Annotated in this window: 20 protein-coding genes and 1 pseudogene; 10 read left to right on the top strand and 11 right to left on the bottom strand. The window is 47.9% G+C overall.

Going from position 1 to position 22906, the window contains the following annotated elements; all coding sequences use genetic code 11:
• Positions 1 to 181: 181 nt before the first annotated feature.
• Positions 182 to 658 (top strand): annotated as a pseudogene (locus C7379_RS11710) (Lrp/AsnC family transcriptional regulator); the annotation flags it as partial.
• A gap of 11 nt (positions 659 to 669) precedes the next feature.
• On the opposite strand, the gene C7379_RS11705 reads toward C7379_RS11710, so the two are convergent.
• The gene (locus C7379_RS11705; RefSeq protein ID WP_116617439.1) at positions 670 to 1137 is read right to left on the bottom strand and encodes a dihydrofolate reductase; all 468 of its coding nucleotides are present in this window, start codon (positions 1135 to 1137) and stop codon (positions 670 to 672) included.
• A gap of 10 nt (positions 1138 to 1147) precedes the next feature.
• Positions 1148 to 2602, bottom strand: a complete 1455-nt coding sequence (locus C7379_RS11700; protein ID WP_116617438.1) for a methyltransferase RsmF C-terminal domain-like protein — start codon at positions 2600 to 2602, stop codon at positions 1148 to 1150.
• 107 nt (positions 2603 to 2709) lie between these two features.
• On the opposite strand from C7379_RS11700, the gene C7379_RS11695 reads away from it, so the two are divergent.
• The 3 genes from C7379_RS11695 to C7379_RS11685 are packed head-to-tail and all read left to right on the top strand — an operon-like array spanning position 2710 to position 4272.
• Positions 2710 to 3327 carry a DUF6249 domain-containing protein gene (locus C7379_RS11695; RefSeq protein WP_116617437.1) on the top strand — a complete coding sequence of 206 codons (618 nt, stop codon included), beginning with the start codon at positions 2710 to 2712 and terminating at the stop codon, positions 3325 to 3327.
• Positions 3328 to 3864: an RNA polymerase sigma factor gene (locus C7379_RS11690; RefSeq protein WP_207773430.1), complete on the top strand. Its 537-nt coding sequence runs from the start codon at positions 3328 to 3330 to the stop codon at positions 3862 to 3864.
• A 51-nt stretch (positions 3865 to 3915) separates the two neighbouring features.
• A complete protein-coding gene (locus tag C7379_RS11685; protein WP_116617436.1) occupies positions 3916 to 4272 on the top strand; it encodes a DUF5056 domain-containing protein in 357 nt (118 codons plus the stop codon).
• Here the strand turns inward: C7379_RS11685 and porE are convergent.
• The 3 genes from porE to C7379_RS11670 form a co-directional block, all read right to left on the bottom strand.
• Positions 4259 to 6340, bottom strand: coding sequence for a PorE family type IX secretion system protein (gene porE, locus C7379_RS11680; protein WP_116617444.1), 2082 nt, complete (start codon positions 6338 to 6340; stop codon positions 4259 to 4261). The genes C7379_RS11685 and porE overlap by 14 nt on opposite strands.
• Positions 6341 to 6935: 595 nt before the next feature.
• Complete coding sequence (locus tag C7379_RS11675) at positions 6936 to 7727, bottom strand: hypothetical protein (protein WP_116617435.1); 792 nt, start codon at positions 7725 to 7727, stop codon at positions 6936 to 6938.
• A gap of 195 nt (positions 7728 to 7922) precedes the next feature.
• Entirely contained in the window at positions 7923 to 8987 is a 1065-nt protein-coding gene (locus C7379_RS11670; protein ID WP_116617434.1) for a LacI family DNA-binding transcriptional regulator, read from the bottom strand.
• A gap of 194 nt (positions 8988 to 9181) precedes the next feature.
• Here C7379_RS11670 and C7379_RS11660 point away from each other — a divergent pair, with 194 nt between their 5' ends.
• The 5 genes from C7379_RS11660 (at position 9182) to C7379_RS11640 (ending at position 15911) form a co-directional block, all read left to right on the top strand.
• Positions 9182 to 10204 (top strand): sugar kinase, encoded by a 1023-nt coding sequence (locus tag C7379_RS11660; protein WP_116617432.1) that lies wholly within the window; start codon positions 9182 to 9184, stop codon positions 10202 to 10204.
• A gap of 34 nt (positions 10205 to 10238) precedes the next feature.
• Positions 10239 to 10910 carry a bifunctional 4-hydroxy-2-oxoglutarate aldolase/2-dehydro-3-deoxy-phosphogluconate aldolase gene (locus tag C7379_RS11655; protein ID WP_116617431.1) on the top strand — a complete coding sequence of 224 codons (672 nt, stop codon included), beginning with the start codon at positions 10239 to 10241 and terminating at the stop codon, positions 10908 to 10910.
• Positions 10911 to 11051: 141 nt separating this feature from the next.
• Positions 11052 to 14450, top strand: a complete 3399-nt coding sequence (locus C7379_RS11650; RefSeq protein ID WP_243406802.1) for a sensor histidine kinase — start codon at positions 11052 to 11054, stop codon at positions 14448 to 14450.
• Between the two features lie 16 nt (positions 14451 to 14466).
• The gene (locus C7379_RS11645; RefSeq protein WP_036892832.1) at positions 14467 to 15192 is read left to right on the top strand and encodes a DUF5932 domain-containing protein; all 726 of its coding nucleotides are present in this window, start codon (positions 14467 to 14469) and stop codon (positions 15190 to 15192) included.
• 59 nt (positions 15193 to 15251) lie between these two features.
• Positions 15252 to 15911: an AbgT family transporter gene (locus C7379_RS11640; RefSeq protein WP_116617442.1), complete on the top strand. Its 660-nt coding sequence runs from the start codon at positions 15252 to 15254 to the stop codon at positions 15909 to 15911.
• A gap of 710 nt (positions 15912 to 16621) precedes the next feature.
• Here the strand turns inward: C7379_RS11640 and C7379_RS11630 are convergent.
• The 5 genes from C7379_RS11630 to C7379_RS11610 form a co-directional block, all read right to left on the bottom strand.
• A complete protein-coding gene (locus C7379_RS11630; protein WP_116617441.1) occupies positions 16622 to 17407 on the bottom strand; it encodes a hypothetical protein in 786 nt (261 codons plus the stop codon).
• Positions 17408 to 17548: 141 nt separating this feature from the next.
• Positions 17549 to 17842, bottom strand: coding sequence for a hypothetical protein (locus C7379_RS11625; RefSeq protein ID WP_116617429.1), 294 nt, complete (start codon positions 17840 to 17842; stop codon positions 17549 to 17551).
• A 14-nt stretch (positions 17843 to 17856) separates the two neighbouring features.
• Positions 17857 to 18957, bottom strand: coding sequence for a glycosyltransferase family protein (locus C7379_RS11620; protein WP_116617428.1), 1101 nt, complete (start codon positions 18955 to 18957; stop codon positions 17857 to 17859).
• A 68-nt stretch (positions 18958 to 19025) separates the two neighbouring features.
• On the bottom strand, positions 19026 to 19988 hold the full coding sequence (locus C7379_RS11615; RefSeq protein ID WP_116617427.1) for a glycosyltransferase: 963 nt from the start codon (positions 19986 to 19988) through the stop codon (positions 19026 to 19028).
• The gene (locus C7379_RS11610; RefSeq protein WP_116617426.1) at positions 19952 to 20878 is read right to left on the bottom strand and encodes a glycosyltransferase family 2 protein; all 927 of its coding nucleotides are present in this window, start codon (positions 20876 to 20878) and stop codon (positions 19952 to 19954) included. Before C7379_RS11610 ends, C7379_RS11615 begins: the two co-directional genes overlap by 37 nt.
• A 43-nt stretch (positions 20879 to 20921) precedes the next feature.
• Between C7379_RS11610 and C7379_RS11605 the strand changes: the two genes are divergently transcribed.
• Positions 20922 to 22436, top strand: a complete 1515-nt coding sequence (locus C7379_RS11605; protein ID WP_116617425.1) for an oligosaccharide flippase family protein — start codon at positions 20922 to 20924, stop codon at positions 22434 to 22436.
• 126 nt (positions 22437 to 22562) lie between these two features.
• On the opposite strand, the gene C7379_RS11600 is transcribed toward C7379_RS11605, so the two are convergent.
• The gene (locus C7379_RS11600) at positions 22563 to 22868 is read right to left on the bottom strand and encodes a beta/alpha barrel domain-containing protein (RefSeq protein ID WP_116617424.1); all 306 of its coding nucleotides are present in this window, start codon (positions 22866 to 22868) and stop codon (positions 22563 to 22565) included.
• Positions 22869 to 22906 lie beyond the last annotated feature (38 nt).

Here is a 22906-nt window from a genome sequence, read left to right as displayed (position 1 = left end):
GGAGAGAGCATTGCCTCAAGATCCCAGAATAATGATGCCTGACGGACTTTGGATGGAGATTTATACATCGTTGAATTGCAAGATTTTACTATACAAAGGTACAAAACTTTGTAGAAATATGCAAGTTTGGAAACGATTATTTTATTGATAACCAGATGATTAAACACTTTTCAAGGGGAGACTAGATAGAAAAATTTTAAGACTTATAGCAGCAGACGCTCGCGTTCCATTCTTGGAAGTAGCACGCTCGTGTAATGTTAGTGGTGCGGCGATTCACCAACGTATTCAGAAACTCACAGCATTGGGAGTGTTGAAAGGCTCTGAATTTATCATCAATCCTGAGAAAATAGGGTACGAGGCCTGTGCTTACGTGGGCTTGTTCCTTAAGGATCCATCGAGTTTTGACGAAGTGGTCGAGAAGCTTCGGCAGATACCAGAGGTTACCGAATGTCATTATACCACGGGCGGTTACGATATGTTCATCAAGATATACGCCAAAAACAACCATCATTTGCTGGATATTATTCACGATAAATTGCAGCCGTTGGGTTTGTCACGAAGTGAGACTATCGTGAGTTTTAATGCCGTCATAGACAGGCAGTTGCCTATGCCGGGAATCGATGAGGAAAATGACAATGAAGTCAATGATGAAGATTAGTGCGTAGACTGTTATATAGCCTCATACTCAATAAAGGAAAAACCATCGTGTTTTTCCTTTTTTATTTCTTGCCATTTAGCCATATCTATCTCCGGAAAGAAAGAGTCTGCCTTGTTGGGACGACGTTCGACCAAGGTGAGATAAATGCGGTCGGCCATTGGAAGGATTTGTCTGTAAACGCTCTCACCGCCAATGACAAACACCTCTGGCTCATCTTCGCAAGCCTCCATAGCCTTTTCTACAGAGGGATACACCTCGCACCCGTCTAAGTATCGCTTGGTGGCGCTAATCACGATATTCCTTCTTTGGGGAAGCGCTCCGCAGGGAAGCGATTCAAACGTCTTTCTTCCCATTATGACAGCGTGACCCAGCGTGAGTGCCTTGAAGTGCCGAAGGTCTTCTGGTATGTGCCAGAGTAAGTGGTTCTCAAAACCGATAGCACGGTTGATGGCCATAGCCACGATAACGCTAATCTTCATATTGGCAACTTTAGGAGATTTCTATGGGCAATACTTGTATGGGTGTATCGGGTATGTGCGAAGTCTTAATCTTCCATTCTTGAGGGTAAAGATTATTGGCTCGCGTACCTATGTTTTTGACAAATCCGATGGGATGTCCTTTAAATTTAATGAGGACAAAACCTCGTGGCGTGCTTGGGGGAAGTGCGACGCTCTCTTTTCTTAAGAACCTGACGGTTGTGGCCCAGTCGGTCTCAACACTTACAAAGGCTTCGTTATTGAGTTTTGTGGAAAGCGCCAGGGATATATCGGGAATAATATCTTGGCCTTTTTGCTTTCCCAATGTCACGCCGGCATGAAGCACACGAAGCGTTTTCATGGCATGATCGTATAGTGTCAGCCATTGATTGGGGATGGCCACGAGCCCCTCGTTGTTCTCCATGGTGGCAAAGTCGCCCACTGTCCATTTGTCGACCAAACTTTCAGTCGCTCGTCTTAGAGGCTCTCTTTTTTTGTCACGTTTGTTTTTATGGGAGTTTTTCTTGTTGCCTTTGTCTGAATTTTCCACAGTGGCAGAACGCTCGCCATGTTTTCTCAGCGCTGCCACAAACAGTCCCTCACCTTTTGTTTTGCCGGGGATGAACCTGTACATCGGCTCGAGGCATCCTATCGCTCCGGAGATGTTCCACTCTGGGGCGGTTTCTATCTCGATCCAATCGGCACCGAGCGTCTTGGCTATCCATTTAGCGTTTTCCTCGTTTTCGCGCGTGTTGAACGTGCAGGTAGAGTAGATGAGCAAGCCACCCTCGTTCAGGCAGGGCCAAATATCCTGCACGATGGAACGTTGAAGGTCACGGCATTTATCCACGTTTTCAACGCTCCATTCAGCTATCGCGCCCTCATCCTTTCTGAACATACCCTCGCCAGAGCAAGGCACATCTGTGAGAATAACGTCAAATTTTAATCCACTTTGTTTGTAATCCCTTGGGTAATTGTTGGTCACCATCACGTCTTGGTGCCCAAATTTCAGCACGTTCTCCAACAAGATGGATGCCCGTGCCTTTACCGGCTCGTTGGCCACGAGCACGCTTCCCGCCGGCAGGGCCGCCCTCGCCGCCGTGGTCTTTCCCCCCGGGGCAGCGCATAGGTCGAGCATTGCCACAGGCTTGTCCACCAATTGTCGCAACACATGTCCCACGAACATGGACGAAGCCTCCTGCACATAGTACAGCCCTGCATGGAACAAGGGGTCGAACGTGAAGTTGGGACGACTCGGTAGGTACAGCCCATCAGGGTTCCACCCCACACGCGTGGCCTCACAATTCTCCACCATAGCGGTTGCTATACCCTCGTGTGTCACAGTCTTGAAGGGGTTTAGACGTATACTAATGGGAGGCTCGGATGCCAACCCATGACATAGCGTGTCATAAAGCTCGTCGCCCATCAGCGCTCGTGTATAGGTCTCGAAATCCTTGGGTAAAGTCATAATAAACGTATTTCGTTTTGCAAAAATAGTTTTTTTTCTGTTACTTTGCAACTATTCATACTACCGTTTCGTCTTACGGTCAGAATAATATAAATAAACAAGCGCAAATGAAACAGATTATTTTAACATTAATAATGGTCTTCTCCCTTAGTGCCAACGCCTCTGGGGTGAAACCACGGCATCGCCATCATCCACAAGTGGAACTCGCAGACTCTGTCAGGCATGATAGCATGGAGGCCTATTCGGACACCACCTCCACCACGTTAGCAGGTGATGAGGACAGCACTTACACCGCTTCGGCTATGGGCCACGACATTGATGATGTCTCTGGTCCAGACAAATTTGTCAAAGAACTGTTGACAGGAACGTTGGGCTTCGGGACCGTTGTTATCATTATTTTCGCCATGCTGATTGGATTGATCTTCGTGCTTGCACCATTAATAATCTTGTTTTTGGTAATCAGATACTTCATCAATCGACACAATTCCCGTGTTGCTTTGATTGAAAAAGCGATGGAAACTGGACGCCCCATACCCGAGGAGGTGAAACCGATGGTGAACGAAACTCCCGAAAATTACCGCAAACGAGGTATCAAGAATATAGCCATTGGCGCGGGGCTGTTTTTCATGTTCGCCATCTGGGGATCGGGGGGGCTCATGGGAGTGGGCGCGCTGATCGTGTGTTTGGGTATAGGACAAGTGGTTATCAGTAAAACATCCAAGTAAGTGAACCGTGCGGAGGAAATCAGTTTGGTCCAACAGGTGACTGTCTTTCATGATCAACGCGCTTTCGGCAAGTTGATGCGTGAATACCAGTCGCCTGTGCGGCGGTTTCTTTTGTCGCAGACTCTTGGCGACAGTCAGTTGAGCGACGACCTTGCTCAAGACACGTTTGTCAAAGCTTATACGCATATAGATCAGTTCCAAGGCAAGTCTTCTTTCCTTACGTGGCTTTTCCGCATAGCCTACAATGTGTTCTATGACTATGTGCGCGGCCGCAAGTCCACGCTCGATCTTGAAACAACCGCCGTAAGAGGCAAATGCTCAGAGCGGATAGACAGTACCCTTCGGATGGACATCTACGAGGCGTTGCAGTTGCTCAACCATTCCGAGCGTGTCTGCATCACTCTCCAGCTCATGGAGGGACAACCTATAGACAAAATCTCAGCGATAACTGAGATTCCGGAAAACACGGTTAAAAGCCATTTGGCGAGAGGCAAGAAGAAAATGGCAAATTTTCTCCGTGCCAACGGGTATGGTTAATGTGCGAGAACGTTTAAATATTTATAGCAAAAAAGATTATATATTACCTCAATGAGAAATGATAATGAAATAAAAACCGACGACCAACTATTGGAGCAGTTTTTCAGCTCGTTCAAGCAAGACATTCCAGACGATGGCTTTTCTCACAAAGTCATGCGCAGGTTGCCCTTGCGCGCTAAGCGTATGAACACGATATGGTCTATCTTCTGCCTTATGGTAGGTGTAGCGTTGTTCATTGTGTTTAATGGGTTGGGTGCCCTACGTGCCATCGCGTCTAATTTTGTGGGCGATGCCATTGGGTATGTTGCGTCTATCCATCTGAGCTTATTCTCGCTCGTGTCGCTATGGGCTACGGTGGCCTTGCTGGCGGTGGTTGGATTATATAATGTTAGCTTCACTCAACGATGATGTTCACGCCGTTTTCGTAAAGTCCCTCTTTTACTTTTGTGTTTTCTTTCGGCTTGGGTGGATTTTTCAATTTTCCATTCTTGTCGAACATGCCGTATGTAGTGCGTAGCACGCTGAACTCCGTGCGCCTGTTCAGCTGATTGCAAATTTCTTGTTTTTTCTCATCTTTAATGGCTTTGATAAACGTCTCCGTAAGCACGTCGCCCTCTTTTAGCCATGTCAATTTCTCTGTTAATTTTTTCTTGATGGTTTTCGGTCTCTCTTTTCCGTACCCTTTGGGGGTGAGCCTGTCGGCCGCGATGCCATGATCTATGAGATACGCTACTACCGCCTCGGCGCGTTTTTGCGACAATCTTTTGTTGTATGCGGCCGCCCCTTTGTAGTCGGCGTGAGCGCTCAATTCGATTGTAATGTTGGGGTTTTCATTGAGCAATCCCACCAACTTGTCCAATGCCATCTTGGAGGAGTCGCGCAATGTAGCCTTGTCGAAATCATAGAAAATATTATCTATCAACGTCGGTGCAGAGATATTAGCCAAGGCAAATTGCAACGTGGTGTCTCGCGACTCTTTGGGGTTGACCAATGCCGTCACTTCCTCTTTGTGATTTAGAAAACCTTTGCAGGTGGCCAAAAACAAGTATGTGACACCCTCGTCCAGTATCTTTGTGAACGACCCATCGCTGCGCACGCTTAGTCGCTCGTTGGTGCCATCGCTTCCCACCACGTACACTTGGGCGGCTGGTAGCTCGTAGCCATCCATCTCGTATACCCAACCTTTGATAGTTTGCACAATCTCCGGGTTCACAAAAGAGTAGATATGGTCCCAGCCGCGGCCGTCATTTCGGTTTGAGCAGAAGTAGCCCCGGTTATACACGCCCTCGAAAGTTAGGCCGAAATCGTCACCCTGCGAGTTGAGCGGATATCCTGGGTGTGACAGGTGATAGCGATGGTCTTTGCCCACCTTGGCTATGAAAACGTCCAAGCCTCCCATGCCCGGATGTCCGTCGCTGGAGAAGTATAGGTCGCCGTTTGGCCTGAAAGTGGGAAACATCTCGTTGCCCTCGGTGTTGACTGGCGCCCCTAAATTTTCCACGCCTCCGTAGCCGGTGGGCGTTATGCGTACTCGCCAAATATCCAACCCGCCCTTGCCCCCCGGCATATCTGATACAAAATAGAGCCACTGTCCATCGGGCGAGATGGCTGGGTGGGCGTAGCTTGAGAGCGTGTCGTTGGTGAGTTTCACCTCAATGGCTTTGCTCCATGCGGCGTCAGAGCGATTTGATTTCACGATTTGGGCGTATCGTGGATATTTGGGGTCTGTGGCGCATTGGGTGAGAAACATCTCCCGCCCGTCCGTGGAGAGGCAGGTGGCCCCCTCGTCAAAAACAGTGTTCAGGCCACCGTCCACTGGCCTTGGCTTACTCCATTTGCCGTTGTCGTCTTTCTCGGATACAAAAATGTCTGCTGGCTTGGTGCCCGTTATGCCACTAAGCTCACTGCCTGTTGCCTCGTTGCGTGTGGAGGTGAAATAGAGCTGGTCAAAGTTGTCGCCTGCCAACATGGGCGAATAGTCGGCTTTTCGTGAGTTGAAGATGTCCATTTTTTTCACCGTGTACCTGCTACCCGATTGCTTGATAAGGGGAGCGTTTGTGCCCGATGTCATTCCAGCCTTGGCCAAGACGTTTGCCGGAAGAGAGTCTAATACCAATTTAAATTCGTCTTTCGCCTCCTTGTAGCTGCCGTTTTTTAATAGCAGCCGTCCCAATCGCAAGTGGTCGTTAGCATCGGCTTGGTTGTAGCGTATGGCGTTTCGGTATGCCGCGATGCCCTTGGCTGTTTGTAATCCCTTGTCATAGCAGTAAGCCATTTTTTTGGCGATACGCCCTCGTAGGTCTCTGTTTTTGGGTTCGGTTTTTCGGTACGCTTGCTTGAACTCGTTGGCTGCGCCATAGTATTCTCCAAGCGCCAAATGTCTCTCGGCACGCTTTATGTTTCTATCGGCGCCGCATGACATGAGCAACGTCGTTGCCAAAAAAGGTGTTAATATATAAAAGAGGCTTCTTTTCATCTTCATAGATAACGTGATACGAGCGATGATTATTATATTTATCGTTTGTGTTGGATCCAAAATTGTATGATGGATGATGTGTATTGATCGAGAAATGTGGTTGCTGGTATGACAAGAAAGCGTTGTGTAATGATGTGGTATCGCTATGGATAAAAAACTTTACAAAACCCTTCTCATGTTTGGCGAATTTGAAAATGCGACACCTTTTGTTTGAAATACGCTAAAAATAGACATGTTCTGCAAATTGCTGATAAATAGAATTTTACAGTGTTTTTGGAGTTGCGGTGTTTTCGATGAAATTTCACTTTGCCCCGATTGGGCCTTTATCGCGATGCGATTAATATCTCAAGGCGATGCGATTGAGTCGTAAACGCGGTGTGTTTAGGGCTTAAACATGTTGCCAAAAGACCTTAATCGTCAGGACGAAGGTTAAAATAGGCTTGCGGGCTCAGGGTTTATGGCTCTAAAAAGTGTGTGGACAGTTGGAAAAAAAACAAATCATACTCTGTAAGCATGGTTTGCCAAGCGTCTTTTTTTGTGATGAATTATTGACAAGAACGATCGTCAGCCATAGTCTTTACCATGCTTTTGGACACTATTCTTCTATTTCTTGCAATGAGCGAGCAAAGTTGTGCAGGTAGTTGCTTACAGTCTCGAGAGGGGCGTATTCTATGTAGCGTAGACTTCGGCGCAGGTTTCGGCGCAACAAAGTGGAATTGTTTTGCACAAATCCCGAGCGGCTTTGCCTGAAGTGCCACTCCTCCGCAGTGTCAATGGCAGTGTGCAACACAGAGCGCAACACTAATTTGTAAGCGGCAGGTTCCTCCCGTGTGACAAATGGTATCTCGTCTTGGTCAAAATTGAATACGGCCATGAGCATGCTGCCTTGCAGTTGTGCCATGCGCCGAATGTGTAGCTTGCTGAGCCACGTTTCCAGCTTGACGAAATCCACCTTGTCGCCTTTGTTGCGCAGGTAGCTGCCCAAACGGATGATGCCACTGAGCATCATTCCCTTGTTGAGCATTCCCGAAACGTTGGCCACGATGATTTTGAGCACCTCTATCGAAGCCATGTTGGTGTCGATGGCATGGCGCTCTGCCTCTATGATTTTACGCAGGCGATGGTTCAGTAGGCGGTTGCTAAGGCTTGCGTTGTTTTCTTCGTCAGATGTGTCCATGTCGTCTCGGACAAGACGTTTTGGAATATTCATCATGGCGTCGAATTGGTGATTTCGCACCCCTTTTTGCGCGGGAGCTTCCACATGTTGTGCGTGCACCATACGGTCGAGACGATCCCATTTAAAATTGGACATTGGCTCCAATTGCTCGTACTCGTTAAGGGCGCCGGAACGAAGCAGTCTGAAAAAGTTGCGAGTGATGATATCCATGATCCAAAATGGTTTTTAGGGTTGCTCAGCCATGTCGCGAGAGAGGCAGAGGTGGCTATGGCAGAGGGATAACAAAGATAAGCGGTGATCTACACTCGGCAGGTATGGGCCAAGCCTTCGGTCTATCATGTTTACATTTCGTATGCTTATGTTATTTTCTAATGTAGTCTTTGCCGTGGTTTTTTCAGGGCATGTTTAGAGCTGTGTACGCTGATAGAAATCCACATTCTCTTGTGAAAGTAGCTCGATGGGCATGTAGTTCACAGGTTGAACTTTCTTTTTCAGTACGATAGCCTTGAATAGAGTTGTAACGCAGCAATAGCCTTGCTGGTATGCATGCTGTGCGATGAGAAATGAGATGCTACCTTGTCGAAGGCATTCGGCATTGCGCCCTACCATGTCATAACCCATGATTTGCACGTCTCTGCGATTAGTACGCAGCAAAAAAGTGCCCATGACATGCGCTTTTGACCCCATGGTGATACATTGGTGAACATTGGGATAGTTAGTGAAAAAATTCTCTAACATATTGTCGTAGAACTGTCTGGGTTGATCGATGGGTAGTTCTAAATCGTGGATTGTTACGCTTGGGAAGTGCTCGTGCATGTAATGGCGAAACCCAACTTCACGGTTTTCTTGTTGCTTGCTTACCACATGGCCGTTCTTGGTGAACTTGAGGATCATGATTTCGGTTTCGTCTCGAGCTATGAGCATGAGCATCCGGGCTGCGAAGTAGCCACTCGAGAAAGAGTCTTGTCCATAGAAAGACAGCGGCTTGAGGTCGGGTAGATAAGAGTCGAGCATGATAAACGGAATGCCCAATTGGTGCAATTGATCGGTAAATTCTCGTGTGACATTCAATCCGGTGGGCACAACGACCACGCCATCAGGTTTGGAGGCAAGGCATTCGTGTGCGGCTTTCAAGAAAGAAGCATTGTCAAAACGCTCGTAATAAATGATGTGAGCCATGACGTGAAAGTCTCGATAAGTCTCTTGTGCCATTTTGACTCCTTCTTCTATTTCCTCCCAATAAGCCACCTGCTCATGTTTGGGAATAATAATTTGGAAATTGTAAGAACGGTTGTAAGCTAAGGCGGAGGCATACATATTGGGTTGATAGTCCATGTCTTTCAATGCCTTTTCTACTTTTATCCTTGCTTTGGGAGATACATTGGGGCGATTATGCAACACTCGATCCACGGTTCCTACAGATACGCCAGCGCACTGGGCGATGTCCTTTATTCTAATCTTGTCTACCATAATGTATATGCAATATATACATGCAAAAATAGTAATAAATGTTGAAATGATTATAAATATAGCCCCATTATTTGATGAAAAAAAATGTTTTTGGTTTTTTGTGGGGGTTAATTGGATTTTATTTTTTATTTTTGTAAATTATACTTGGGAATTAATCTCTAAACAACATTTATTAAAAAATTAAAGAAAAAAACATGGCTAAAATTGTAACATTAGGTGAAATTATGCTTCGTTTGTCACCAAAGGGTAACGATCGTTTTGTTCAAGCAGAGCAATTTCGCATCATTCCGGGTGGAGGCGAGGCCAATGTGGCCGTGAGCGTGGCTAATTATGGGCATGACGCTTATTTCGTGAGCAAGTTGCCGAAGCATGAAATTGGGCAGATTGCGGTGAACGCACTGCGTAGATATGGCGTTAATACGCAGTATATAGCTCGCGGTGGGGATCGTGTGGGGCTTTATTACGCAGAGACTGGTGCCGCCATGCGCCCTTCCAAGGTGATATATGACCGTGCTCACAGCTCCATTGCCGAGGCTGATGCGTCTGATTTCGACTTTGACGCTATCATGGAGGGAGCTGATTGGTTTCACTGGAGCGGCATTACGCCAGCCATTTCGGACAAAGCCGCGGGGATAACCAAGCTCGCTTGTGAGGCTGCCAAACGTCACGGCGTGACGGTGTCAGTAGACTTGAACTATCGCAAAAAACTCTGGACTTCGGAAAAGGCCATCTCCGTGATGCGCTCGCTGATGCAATATGTCGACGTGTGCATAGGCAATGAGGAGGACGCACATATGTGCTTGGGTTTCAAACCTGACGCTGACGTGGAGGGCGGCAAAACTGATGCCGCTGGCTATTACAATATTTTCAAGGGAATGATGAAAGAGTTTGGTTTCAAATATGTGGTGTCTACACTACGCGAATCGTTCTCTGCCTCGCATAATGGATGGAAGGCTTTAATCTACGATGGCAACGATTTTTATGAGAGCAAGCGTTATGATATCGAGCCAATCATAGACCGTGTGGGTGGTGGCGACTCTTTCTCGGGTGGCCTTATTCATGGATTGTTAACCAAAAAGACACAGGGCGAGGCCCTTGAGTTTGCTGTGGCGGCATCTGCTTTGAAGCATACCATACCCGGAGACTTTAACCAAGTGAGTGTCGAGGAGGTGGAAAGTCTGGCTGGCGGCAACACTAATGGTCGCGTGCAGCGATAAGAATATAATATGAAGCTATAAGAAAAAGACGACAATGGCAAAGTTTAACAAGGTACAAGTGATAGAAGCCATGGGAGAAACCGGTATGGTTCCCGTGTTTTTCAACAAGGATATAAATATCTGTAAGCATGTTATCAAGGCGTGTTACGAGGGCGGCGTGCGCGTGTTTGAGTTCACTAATCGAGGCGACTTCGCGCATGAGATCTTTGGAGAGCTCGTGAAATGGGCCGACAAAGAGTGCCCTGTGCTCATACTTGGCGCTGGTACGGTGGTGGACGCGCCTACCGCTGCGCTCTATATACAGTTGGGATCTAATTTTATCGTAGGCCCAAACTTTGTTCCAGAGATAGCCCCTGTGTGCAATCGCAGGCTCGTTCCATATTCTCCCGGATGCGGCAGCGTGACCGAAATAAGCAACGCGCAGGCTTTGGGCTGCGATGTAACGAAAGTGTTTCCGGCTGGCAACGTAGGCGGACCATCATTCGTAAAAAACGTGCTCGGCCCATTGCGCTGGTCTAATATCATGGTAACTGGTGCGGTATCGCCCGACAAGGAAAATCTCACGGAGTGGATAAAGGCCGGCGTGCTATGCGTGGGCATGGGCTCCAAGTTGTTCCCTAAAGATGTCGTGGCAGCTGGCAACTGGAACGCTATCACCGAAAAGTGCAAGGAAGCGCTTGGATATATCAAGGCGGCTCGCGCCTGATAGAAAAATTATGACTTGGTCACGGATTAAAGAAGGCATGCGTTTTGAGCGCTCTTTTTTAATGTGTGACCTTGCTTTTGTTTTATTACTGTGGGCACATTGCGTAGATATAAGCCAATATTGTTATTGATAACCGTCTTCTTGGTTATCTTGATCTCGGGCTGTGCTCACCGGGCTGATGTTCGGATAGACCGGCTTAACGAGCTTTCCTACGCCTTTCATTACCGAAATTTAGATTCTACGGAGTTTTACGCTCGCAAGAGTTTGCGCCTCTCTGACAGTTTGGGCGTGGACGGAACGGAGGCTCTTAACAATCTGGCTTTTGTGTGTTTGGCGCGCATGCAATATGCCAAGGCTGCCACTTTGTTGCGGAAAGTGCTTACCCAAACTAACAATCAAGTGGAGCTTCTCGTGGCCGACATACAGATGATGAGGCTCTGCCAGCGCCAGTCGCGCAACAAGGACTTCTACATTTATAGGGAAAGCGCCATGCGCAGGCTTCGCAGAATAGACGACGAGTCGGACCAGCTCTCGCCCCATTACGCAAAAAGGCTTATCTATGCGAGGTCCGAATTTAGCATTGTAGCGTCTACTTATTTCTATTATGTAGGTTTAATACAAGAATCTGTCAACGCGCTTGCCGAAATCGATCCTAACGGTAGCATACAGCAAGACATGGCACAACAGTTGTCTTATTGGTATAACGTCGGTGCCGGAGGCATTGTGAAAGCCCATAACAAGAAAGATGTGGCGCAAAAAGAGTTTGATTATCTCATGCGCTGTTATCTCTTGTCGCGCGAGTATGATTATCCATACTGGGAAGCCCAAGCCATGCAAGGCATGAGCGAGCATCTGCAAAATCCACGCATGAGAGCCATGCTCATCCGCGACAACCTGCCTGCCATGAAGTATATCAACATCGATAGGATGCCCGATAGCCTTTTGGCCGGCAACTTGGCGCAGCGCGCCCACGACATGTTGCTGGCTTATGGCGACGTGTACCAGATAGCCGGCGCCAACAGAACGCTTGCCGAGTGCTTTTGGCATATCAAGGATTATCAGTCGGCTTTGGCTTGTTTGCGTAGGGCGTTGGAGAGCGACACTGCCATCAATCAAGCTCCAGATCTTGTGGCTTCCATACGAGAGCAGCTCAGTTTGGTTTATTCTGCTGTGGATGACAAGGTGAACAGTGACCGCAACCGCAACCTATACCTTGACATGCAGGAGCAAACTCGGCAAGACAGGCAGTTGGAGGCGCGAGCCGCCCAACTTGACAAGTCGTCGTCACAACTCAATATGATGCTCGCCGCGGTAATCTTTATGATCATCTTGGTGAGCGTGTTGCTCGTGGCGTTTGATGTAATGCGCCGTCGCGGCGACGCTCGTTTTTCGCTGGACACATTGCTTGAGCCCCTCACCCAATGGCGTAAACGCAACGAGACGCGTGTGGAGCGCGTGAACGACCAGTATGACCGGCTTCGCGAGCAAACCTACATATTGTCACAGCATTTGCGTCAAAACAAACGCCTGAACATTGAGCAGCGCGCCAAGATACAATTGGCCAACACCGTGACGCCACTGATAGACCGTATGAAAAACGAGGTGAAGCGGCTGAAAACACGCGATGATTCTCCATACGTGAGACAGCGACGCTATCAGTACATTGCCGAGTTGTCCGACAGTATCAATGATTACAATGATGTGCTGACCCAATGGATACAAATGCGTCAAGGAGAAATAGGACTCAAAATAGAGAGCTTCGAGCTGCAGTCACTTTTTGATATTGTTAGTCATGGCGACATGAACTTCAAGATGAAAGGTATTGATCTTGAGGTAGAGCCTACGGACAGCGTGGTCAAGGCGGACAAGACGCTGACGCTGTTCATGATCAATACCATTGCCGACAATGCCCGCAAATACACGCCGGAGGGCGGAAAGGTGCGGGTGAGCAGCGTGGAAACCGACGATTATGTGGAGATAAGCGTCGAGGATAACGGTCGGGGCATGGCCGAAGACCAACTTGGGCATATTTTTGACCGGACCTATACGGGCGGTCATGGCTTTGGTTTGAAAAACTGCAATGGCATCATTGAGAAATACAAGAAAATCAGTAGAATATTCAAGGTGTGCGCCATCTATGCCGAGAGCGAGGTTGGCAGGGGATCGCGCCTGGCATTTCGGCTACCCAAGGGTATGGTGAGACGCGTCTTGACATTGTTGTTGTTGGTTGGTGCGCATTGGCACGCAGCTCAAATCATGGCCCAGCCTAAGGGCAATCCCTATAGAGCCACCTCTGCCATGACCTCCGCTGAGCGTATCACGGCAGCTCGCGACGCAAACATGAAGGCCGCGCGCTTTGCAGATAGCGCTTACTTCTCAAACATCAAAGGCACTTATGCCGAGACCATGCGCTATGCCGACAGCTGCCACCACTATTTAGAGCCAACGGATACAGCGCTCATCCTTGACATTAGTAACGAGACGGCAGTGGCCGCTTTGGCCCTCCACCAATGGGATGTGTATCAAAAAAACAATCGTATCTACACCCAACTCTTTCGCGAGGCCAGCGCCGACGATTTGTTGCCTGCCTATGTGCGAAACATGCAAAAGAGCGAGACCAACAAAAATGTGGCTATCATACTGTTGCTGTCGCTCCTCGCAGTCATTTTCCCAGCTTATTATTTTCTCTATTATCGCTTCAGGCTCAATTACCGTTTCTGCATAGACCGTGTCAACGCTATGAATCAATTGTTGCTGTCCGACATGCCAGACACGGAAAAACTGCATGGGATAGAACGGTTAAACGATTTTAAAAAATACTCCATTTCCATAGAGCAACAAGAAAATATAGATGCCATTGTCAACCGTATTCGGCAGGCGTTGAGGCTCTCTATCGATGAGACGTCCAAGCGAGAGACCTCTATGGAATGGGCCGAGGACAACTTGAGACGATTGGAGATGGACAACGACCGCTTGCATGTGTCTAACAGTGTGTTAGATAATTGCCTGTCCACATTGAAGCATGAAACCATGTACTATCCCGCGCGCATACGCCATCTTGTCAATGGCACAGACGATAATCTTCATGGCATAGAACAATTGGTGAACTATTACCATGAGCTTTACCATATCCTCTCGTTGCAGGCGGTGAACCAAATTACGCCATTGAGAATGGATGCGGACGTAACGGATTTCCTGTTTGAACTGTTGAGAGATGCCAATCATGGCGAAATGCCAATGGTGTTGCAGTGCGAGACCGATGAAAAATATGTTGTCATGGATGCGCAAATGAGTCTTTTGAGATTGGACGCGAACCAGTGCCATGGGCTGTTCACGCCCAATACCATAGACCTGAAATTTTTGGTTTGCCAACAAATTGTACGCGAGATGGGTGAGCAAACCAATCTCAGGCGTTGCGGCATCAACCCTTCGCTCACACCGCAGGGATGTGTCAAGCTCACCATCGTGATGCCTAAGCGAATTGCGCCTGCGCCAACAGAAATAGCAGCCATGACCAACACTGATAACAAACAAGATTAAACGAACGATTATAGTAATGAAAGATTTTAACGTGATCATTGTCGAAGATGTGCCTTTGGAACTTAAAGGTACCGTTGGAATTATTGAAAATGACATACCCGAGGCCCATATCATTGGCACGGCGGACAACGAGCAGAGCTATATCAAGCTACTCAAGCAACAACTGCCCGACTTGGTGTTGCTCGATTTGGGATTGAGCGGCTCCACGACAGTGGGAGTGGAGCTGTGCCGCTACACCAAGGAAGCCCATCCGGAGGTTAAAATTCTCATTTTCACGGGTGAGATACTCAACGAGAAGCTTTGGGGTGATGCGCTCGACGCAGGTTGCGATGGCATTATCCTCAAGACAGGAGAGATGCTCACTCGTGGCGATGTGGCCAATGTGATGGAAGGCAAGCGGTTGGTGTTCAACCAACCCATACTTGAAAAAATAGTGGGGAGGTTCAAACGTAGCGTCAATAAGGAATTGATGAGACAAGAGGCTCTTGTGGATTATGAGATAGACGAGTACGACGAACGTTTTCTCCGTCATTTGGCTTTGGGCTACACCAAGGAGCAAATTACCAATCTACGAGGCATGCCTTTTGGCGTGAAGAGTTTGGAAAAACGACAAAACGAGTTGAGCCAAAAACTTTTTCCCGAGGGCAAAGGAAGCGTTGGCGTCAACGCCACTCGGCTTGTGGTGAGAGCGTTGGAACTTCGAATACTTGATGTGGACAATCTTTGTCCTGATGAAAATTGATGTGGCATTTGTTACTTTTGCCTCACAACCGCTGACATTAAAAAATCACATTGAAACGCATGAAAAATGACAACGCTGTTACATCTCTGGGCAGAGGGCGAAAGATACGTTCTGCCATCTATGTCTTGTCACTGGCGCTTGCTTTGCTACAGGTGGCGCTTGTCTTTTTGTCGTGGTTGCTTACGGCAGCCATGCCTGATGTCTCCATGCGTTCGCTCATTAGTTCGGGTGGTGCCAGGTGGCTTTTTGGAGAGTTTGTAGACAATCTCTCCGGACCGTCATTGGTCAGTCTTGTCGTCATTTTTATTGCGTGGGGTGGCTTGTCGGCAAGTGGGTTATGGCAGGCTTTGAGATCTGTTGTCTACGATCGTTCGTCTCATATCACCTCCCGTCAACGCTTTGCGCTTCGTGGTTGTGGCTTGTTGTTTGTGATAGAGGTGGTTGTGGTCATGTTGCTCACGCTCTTGCCGCATGCTGTGTTGCTGAGTGTCACGGGCGAATTGTTCCCTGGCAGCTTCTCGGCAGGGTTGATACCTACTATCGCTTTTATGCTCGTCACGGTATCTGTGTCTTATGGTATGCTCAGTGGTAGGCTTCGAGGATTGTATGATGTGGGACAGTGTCTTTGCTCGGCAGGCTCACAGCTCATGCCCTTGCTGTTGCTATATATATTTGCATGTCAGTTGTACCATTCCTTGATCTACGTTTTTGTTTTATAGGCGGCCATGCCCACGTGTATGGAATGATAACGACGCCCAGACTTACCAGATGTTTTGGGGGCTATCCGGCCTGATGGCCAGTCTCGCCTTTGTTGTACAAGAAAGATTGCTAAATCATGGCAAGTGTCAAATAAAGCGTCAAGATTTTAGGTCGGTATTTACTGTCATTCTACAGAGCAAAAATGTGCCGACAGACCGATTTTCTTGTTTTTTTTATCTTTTTGCTTTAGCGTCTTGAGGCGATTGATACCTATTGGCACGCGGTTTCGGGCGCAATGGCACGTCGTTTAGGCTTTAGTGGGATTGCCATTAAGGCTTTATCGCAACGCGATTAATACCTAATGGTGGGACGAAAGGAAAGTTATTTGCCGCAAAACAAGCTTTTGTCGGCGTAAAAGGTTTATTTACAGAGTTTTATGAAATACGCTCAAAACTCGCGTATTTGCAAGCAAACGTTTTGTCGTTTGCAAATATGTTAAGCACAAGAGGCTTTATGTCATTTTTTTTCAATGATTTATTTACTTTTTCCATGCTTTCGTCGCATGGCCTGTTTGATGATCGATATTATGCTGGATGACATTTGATTGTGCGCCCGGGATGTGTGTTAACATGGGCTTGCAAATTAGAAAATCCCTCTCAAAACATGTTTGAGAGGGATGAATGGTGGTGTGTATAATCTATATTGTTGGTTTCTCTTTGTGGCCCGTAGGTCAGAAATCAGTGTCGTCGCTTATCTCTTCGGCTTCGTATTCCAAGTCGTTTGGATCGGTGTCGTAGGTGGTTCGATAGCTCTCCTCGGTGAGCTTGTCCTCGTCAAAGTCGTCTTCTTCCTCCTCTTCGTTGTTTTCTTCTTCTGGCAGTAGCTCTTCTTCTTCCTCTTCGTCAAGGTCTGTTTTTATGGCAGGCTTGGCTTGTCTGACCTCTATTTCTGGTTTTTCCTTGGCAAAGATGGCCTCCGCCCATGTGCCCTTGGGAATTTCGAGTACTTCGTAGCCGTCTTTTATTTTTTTCTCATAGAGACCACCGGCTTTGTGAAGCCTGTCTTGTGGTAGCGTGTTGGTTGAGATGTCAAATCCTGCCATGATAATGTCTCTGGCGCTTTGGGATAGCGATTCCCATCCGCCACCAAAGTTGCGGCCAAGTACTTCGATCAGTTTTGACGCGGAGATATGGTGTATGTTTTCATACGTCAAATCGGTCACGCGCATGATGGGACGTTTTTTGATGGCTATTTTTTGTTTGTTGTTGTCGTTCACCCGTGTCGTTCCGATTTTAAATCCGCGCTCCTCGTATTTCTTGATGACCTCTGGTTTATCTATCTTCACCTCTTCAAGCTCAAACGCACTCCGAATAATGTCTGTGTAACGACGCATGTTGTCTTTCAAGTCGGCATCACGCTCAGCGGCTTCCCACATGCGAAACACATCGCTTTCTTGTATGGACCATACGTTGCTTTTATTCAACGTCTTCAGTGTTACGGCTTTTTTGTCTTTCATATTGTTACTGTGTATTTGCTGCAAAAGTAAGTATAAAATCGTAATTTGCAAACAATTCTTGTTTTTTTTTGGCCATGTTGTTTTTTCCTTGATATTGTCAGCAAAAAACAATGCGTCAGGCATGACCTGAGGATCGCAGCTTTATGTCCAAAAAGAGCTGTCTCCAGTGGCTACCATTCGTGCGCCGCATTGAGGGCAGGTGCGCATGTCCCATTCCGCGATGCGGTCGCTGCCACATCGCAGGCACAGCCTGCCCGTCAAGCCGCTGAACGATGGGGCTGAGTCGCCGATGACCCCTCCTACAACCAATGGCTGTATGGTGTGGCAATCGGGGCAGCTCACCATGACGATGTGTTGCCCCATGAATCCGCGCCCTTTGTACACATCAGTGGTGTAACCACAACTGGCGCATTTGTATTTCAAGACTGTTGCCATGCCATCATAATGTTTTAAAGGAATTTCCGGTAGATGGATTCATACTGCTTGGCCACCTTGATGTAATCGTGATGCTGCCTTACGTATTCCACGCTTTCTATTTTGAGACGGTTCAACAGGTTTGGATTTAATACCAAACGCTCTATCTCGTGGAACACGCTCTCGTAGCTTGGTGTTACGTTGATGATAGGCTTAAGTTTGCGCTCGCCAATGATATCATAGCTTTCTGGCTCTCCGCCACCAACGCAAATGATGCCGCGGCTCATGGCCTCGAGCGCGTTCATGGCAGGGGTGTAACTGTAAAGCTGGTCGAGGATGACATCCGAGCCATTCATCATCTCTACGTATTGGCTGAATGGGACACCCTCTGCGATGTTCAAATTAATTCTTCCGGGATATTTGCTGCTTACGGCTTGGGCAGCCGCAAGCATTATATCCGTGCCTTTGTACTCATTTCTCGACTTGCTGATTCCGACAAAAATATTGATAGGATCGCCAGTCTCTCGACGCTTGGGAAGTAAGGTTTCGTGCGGCTTGATGGGCAGGGGGGCGAACGATGTCTTTGTGGGGAAGAGAGGAGCGTAGCACACCCAATATTCGTATAGGCAGGCTATGATGCCGTCACAGTCGTTGGCGATATATTTGTTGAGCCGCTCTTTAGGTGTGTCTAACCAGTCTTGGCGCTCTTTTTCGGTGTCGGAAGTGTGACGAATGGTATCTCCTATATTAAAATCACTGTATCGCAAGGGTTTTCTTTGGATGTTTTCGTTCACCCAATAATAGTCCATTCCAAACGCCCCCATGAACATTTTGCCGTTATGTTTGCGTAGCCATTTGTAGATGGGAAAGATGCGCTCGGCCTTGAGGTCTATAAAGATGGGGTTTACGATTTGCACCACGTCGTAGCCTTTCAGTCGGTATAGGTTGCTGTATAGTCGCGTCAGCAGCTTTGCTCCGCCCAGTATTCCGGTTTCTCTGGCCAAGTCTATGTCGCGTGGGTAGTTTTTCCAGTAATCGCCGTTGCTGGCCACAGTTACCTTGTGCCCAAGCTGTCGAAGCCCATCGGCCAACGTGTTGTGAACGTTGCTGTACTCGCCAATTAGCAGTATCTTCATGGATGGTTGTTATAACCGTGCTTTACGTTTGCGCTCTCCGAGACCCTTGCGATGGGTCATGGCTTGTCCTATCTGATGGTGGCTAACAATATGCGTCGGCCGATAGGATTGCCAACGAGCGCCCTGAAAGTGGTGTATTTTTTAGTATAATTTTTCTTGGGCAATGGGAAGAGGCCATGACGACGCAGCGTGTCGACAGCTTCTTCGAGGTGCTTGCGGCTATGCGTCAACTTGATGGTGTTGTAAAGATAGTCCATGGACAGTTGGGCCACGCGACGGTTGAGCGCTACGCGGTCTATCTCCGGTCCGGAGTTGGCCACGCTTTGCAGCTTCAATATGATGTCTACCATGTCGCTAAGCCGTTTAGCCACGTGCCGTTTGCTCTTCTTGCTCATAATAGATTCTGGACGCTTGCGGTAAAAGTACGCTTCCGCCGAGGTTGAGAACACTCGCTCGGCGCGCAGCATGAGCTGTGGGGTGAATTCCTCGTCCTCGTGCAATCGCCCCGAGGTGAACCGCAACGAGCCCAAGATAGAGCGGCGAAAGATGTAGCCACAAGTCGAGGCGCGAAGGTTGTTGCGATGCATATAAGTCACTCCCGATATGGGCCCGTCGTATTCGAGTGGGATGCTTGGTTTGTTATTGCTGGTCTCATGGAATATCACGATGTCTGCATTCTGGTATCTTACGATGTCGAGACAGTGCCCATAAGGGGCTTGGATAAGATAATCATCACCATCGACAAATTGTATGTATTGCCCCGTGGCACATCTTAGCCCCATGTTGCGAGCCGCCGAGAGGCCTTGGTGAGCTTGCCGAATGTAGGTTATGTGGTCCGCGTGGTCGGGCAAATTATCGATTGCAGGTATGTCCGATCCATCGTCCACAAGGATAATCTCGTGCTCTTTCATGGCAAGGGAGAGGCGCTCTATGCTCTCCACGCACGTTTTGAGCATGTCTGGCGGCAGATTGTATGCCGTGATTATAAAGGTGATTAATGGAGTTGATGAAATAGTTTGTGCAGTTGGCATAGGCGTTTAATACCGAGTAAATGTAATAATTTGAGCTTAAAAGTATGCTTGAATGGCAGGGTGGGGAAGTACTTGGATATTTGCCCACTCATTCTGTACACGTCCAGTTGGATATTCAAGATGTGCGCGTAATAGTCTTTCATGTATTCGTGGTACGCGTCCTTGGCACGATTGCTCTTGCTTTTTCGGAGTATGTTAGTTAATGTCCGCGTGTGCGCCTCGAGCAGGTTTTGCATGTCTTTGCCGGTGGCTTGCTCAGTGATGCCGTGTGGATTGTAGCAGTAATAGTATAGTCCTACGTCTGTGGTTGCTACCATATTACAGTTCCTTAAAAGCCTTGGCAGCGTGAACACGTCCTCGAATCGCTTGCGGTCGGGGTACCTAACGCCATCGAAAACCTCTCGCCTGTATATCTTGTTCCATGCGTAAGCGTGTTTGTACGCTTGCCCCTCGAGCCAATATAAGAGCATGTCGGTATATTCTTTGCGCTGGAATTGCAGCAACCTTTTGTTCTTGGAGCCGTAGTGTTCGTTTACAGGATACTCAAGAATATCATAATCGGGATGCGTGTTCAGAATTTCGAACAGCGTTTTGTAGGTGTTGTCTTGGATGAAATCGTCACTGTCAACGAACGTGATATACTCGCCCTTGGCCTTTTCTACGCCGGTGTTTCTCGCCGTGCTTAAGCCAGAGTTTTTTTTCAGGTGGGTCACTTGTATGCGATGGTCTTGCTTGACATATTTGTCGCACAAGGCTGAGCTGCCGTCAGTCGAGCCATCGTCGACCAATATAAGCTGCCAGTCTCGAAACGATTGTCCGATGATACTGTCAAGGCATCGGGGTAGCGTGTCCACAACTTGGTATACTGGTATTACTATGCTTAATTTCATATTGCAAAGATAATAAATGTTTTGCATTTTCGTTTTAAATGTAATGGAAAAAGAAAAAAACGACGACACCTATTTTCATATACTCAAATACACAAGTTTGTTTGGCGGCGTGCAGGGATTGAATATCCTTGTAGGTTTGGTGCGAAACAAGCTCGTGGCCATGATTTTGGGACCAGATGGAATGGGAATTGTCTCGCTTTTTAATTCCACGATACGTTTTATCTCAGACTCCACGGGCTTGGGTATTCCCACGAGCGCGGTGAAAAATCTTTCCCAATCCATTTCCGAGCGTGAGGCGAACATACGTAACACCGTGCAACTGGTGCGCTCTTGGAGCCTTCTGGCGGCTTTGGTAGGTTTGTTGGCATGTGTCATTTTGAGCCCTTTGCTCAACGACTGGACCTTCTCTTGGGGCGACCACACGTTGCATTTCGTGCTGCTATCCCCAGTCATTGCTCTCATGGCCATCACCGGCGGCGAAGTGGCCATCCTTAAGGCGGCGCGCCGTTTGCGCGCCTTGGCGATGGTGAGCGTGTACGGTATGCTGTTGGCCCTTTTTATTTCGGTGCCCATTTATTATTTTTTCGGGCAGGCTGGCATTGTTCCCTCGCTTGTTTTGATGGCGCTGTCCCAATGTCTTTTGACCATCGCCTATTCTTATAGGCTCTACCGTCCATCGTTCGCGTTTGGCAAAAAAGAGTTTCGCGATGGGCAGGGCATGGTCAGGTTGGGCATCGCTTACGTAGGAGCTGGCGTGATGGGCAGTGGCGCGGAGTTCGTGGTTCGGTCGTATCTTAACAATGTGGGCGACCTCGGTGTGGTGGGACTTTACAACGCGGGCTTTGTCATGACTATCACTTACGCCAGCATGGTGTTCTCTTCCATGGAGACTGACTATTATCCACGACTTTCGGGCATCAAGGAATTTGGGCATGAACTCAACCTCGCCGTGAACCGACAAATCGAGGTCTCATTGTTGCTTCTCTCGCCTTTGCTAGTGTTTTTCATGGTCAGTTTGCCTGTGTTGTTACCTTTGTTGTATAGCGGCAAGTTTCTTCCCATACTTGCAATGATGAAGATAGCCGTGCTCGCCATGTATTTCAAGGCTCTCACTTTGCCCGTGGAGTATATAGCGTTGGCGCGTGGCGATTCGTGGAGTCACTTGTTGCTGGAGACTATTTACGCCGTGTTTTTTGTACTGTTGGTTGTTTTGGGCTATAGCTATTTGGGATTGGTGGGCACTGGGTTCGGGCTCGCACTGACAGGCCTTGTGTTCTTGGCCTTTGTCTACGCCTACGCGCATTGGCGGTATCGCTATGTCGCCTCGGCTTCTGTCAAGGCGTATGCGCTGGCTCAAGTAACCATAGGCGTGATGGCTTGTGTGTTCACCCTCTGTTTGGATGGTATCCTTTATTGGATTGTCGGGCTAATTTTGGCCATGATTTCATTAGTTATATCCATTTGGATATTGCGTTCCAAGTCAGCCCTTTGGGATGCGTTGAGAAAGCGATTCATGGACAAGTGGAATCGGGCCAAGACGATTAGGCATAAAAAGTAGCGAATGGCCGCCAGCCATTTCTTTCATGCCGATGGACTGCTTGGCATGGGTTGGAAATGGTTGAGTGCAGGAATGCGATGATATCAAACTGGTTGGTATTCCGTATGATAAAATTTAATCCTGTAATTACAAGTTCTTGGCGGCTTGCAAAATATCGTTCACGTGAGCCATGATTGTATCGGCCGGCCGATGCCAAACGTCGCCGAGCAGTGCCGCTCCGCCAAATCCCAAGGCATGTAGTTGCTTAAAAGCCATTGGCGTTACGCCGCCCAATGCCACCACACGACTGTCTATGATACCTCGACGACATGCCTCGCGCAGCTCCTCGATACTGAAAACGGATTGGTATCCCTGCTTGGAGATACTGTCAAAAATTATTGCTGTCCGGTAAAACTTTATTAAACAAAATAATTTAGGGCTGACACTTCTCACGAGGTGTCAGCCCTTTTGGTTATCTTTGTTTTTACTAA

The sequence above is a fragment of the Hallella colorans genome, from assembly GCF_003096815.1.
Classification (GTDB): Bacteria; Bacteroidota; Bacteroidia; order Bacteroidales; family Bacteroidaceae; genus Prevotella; species Prevotella colorans.
This window is presented reverse-complemented; position numbering and strand designations above follow the sequence as displayed.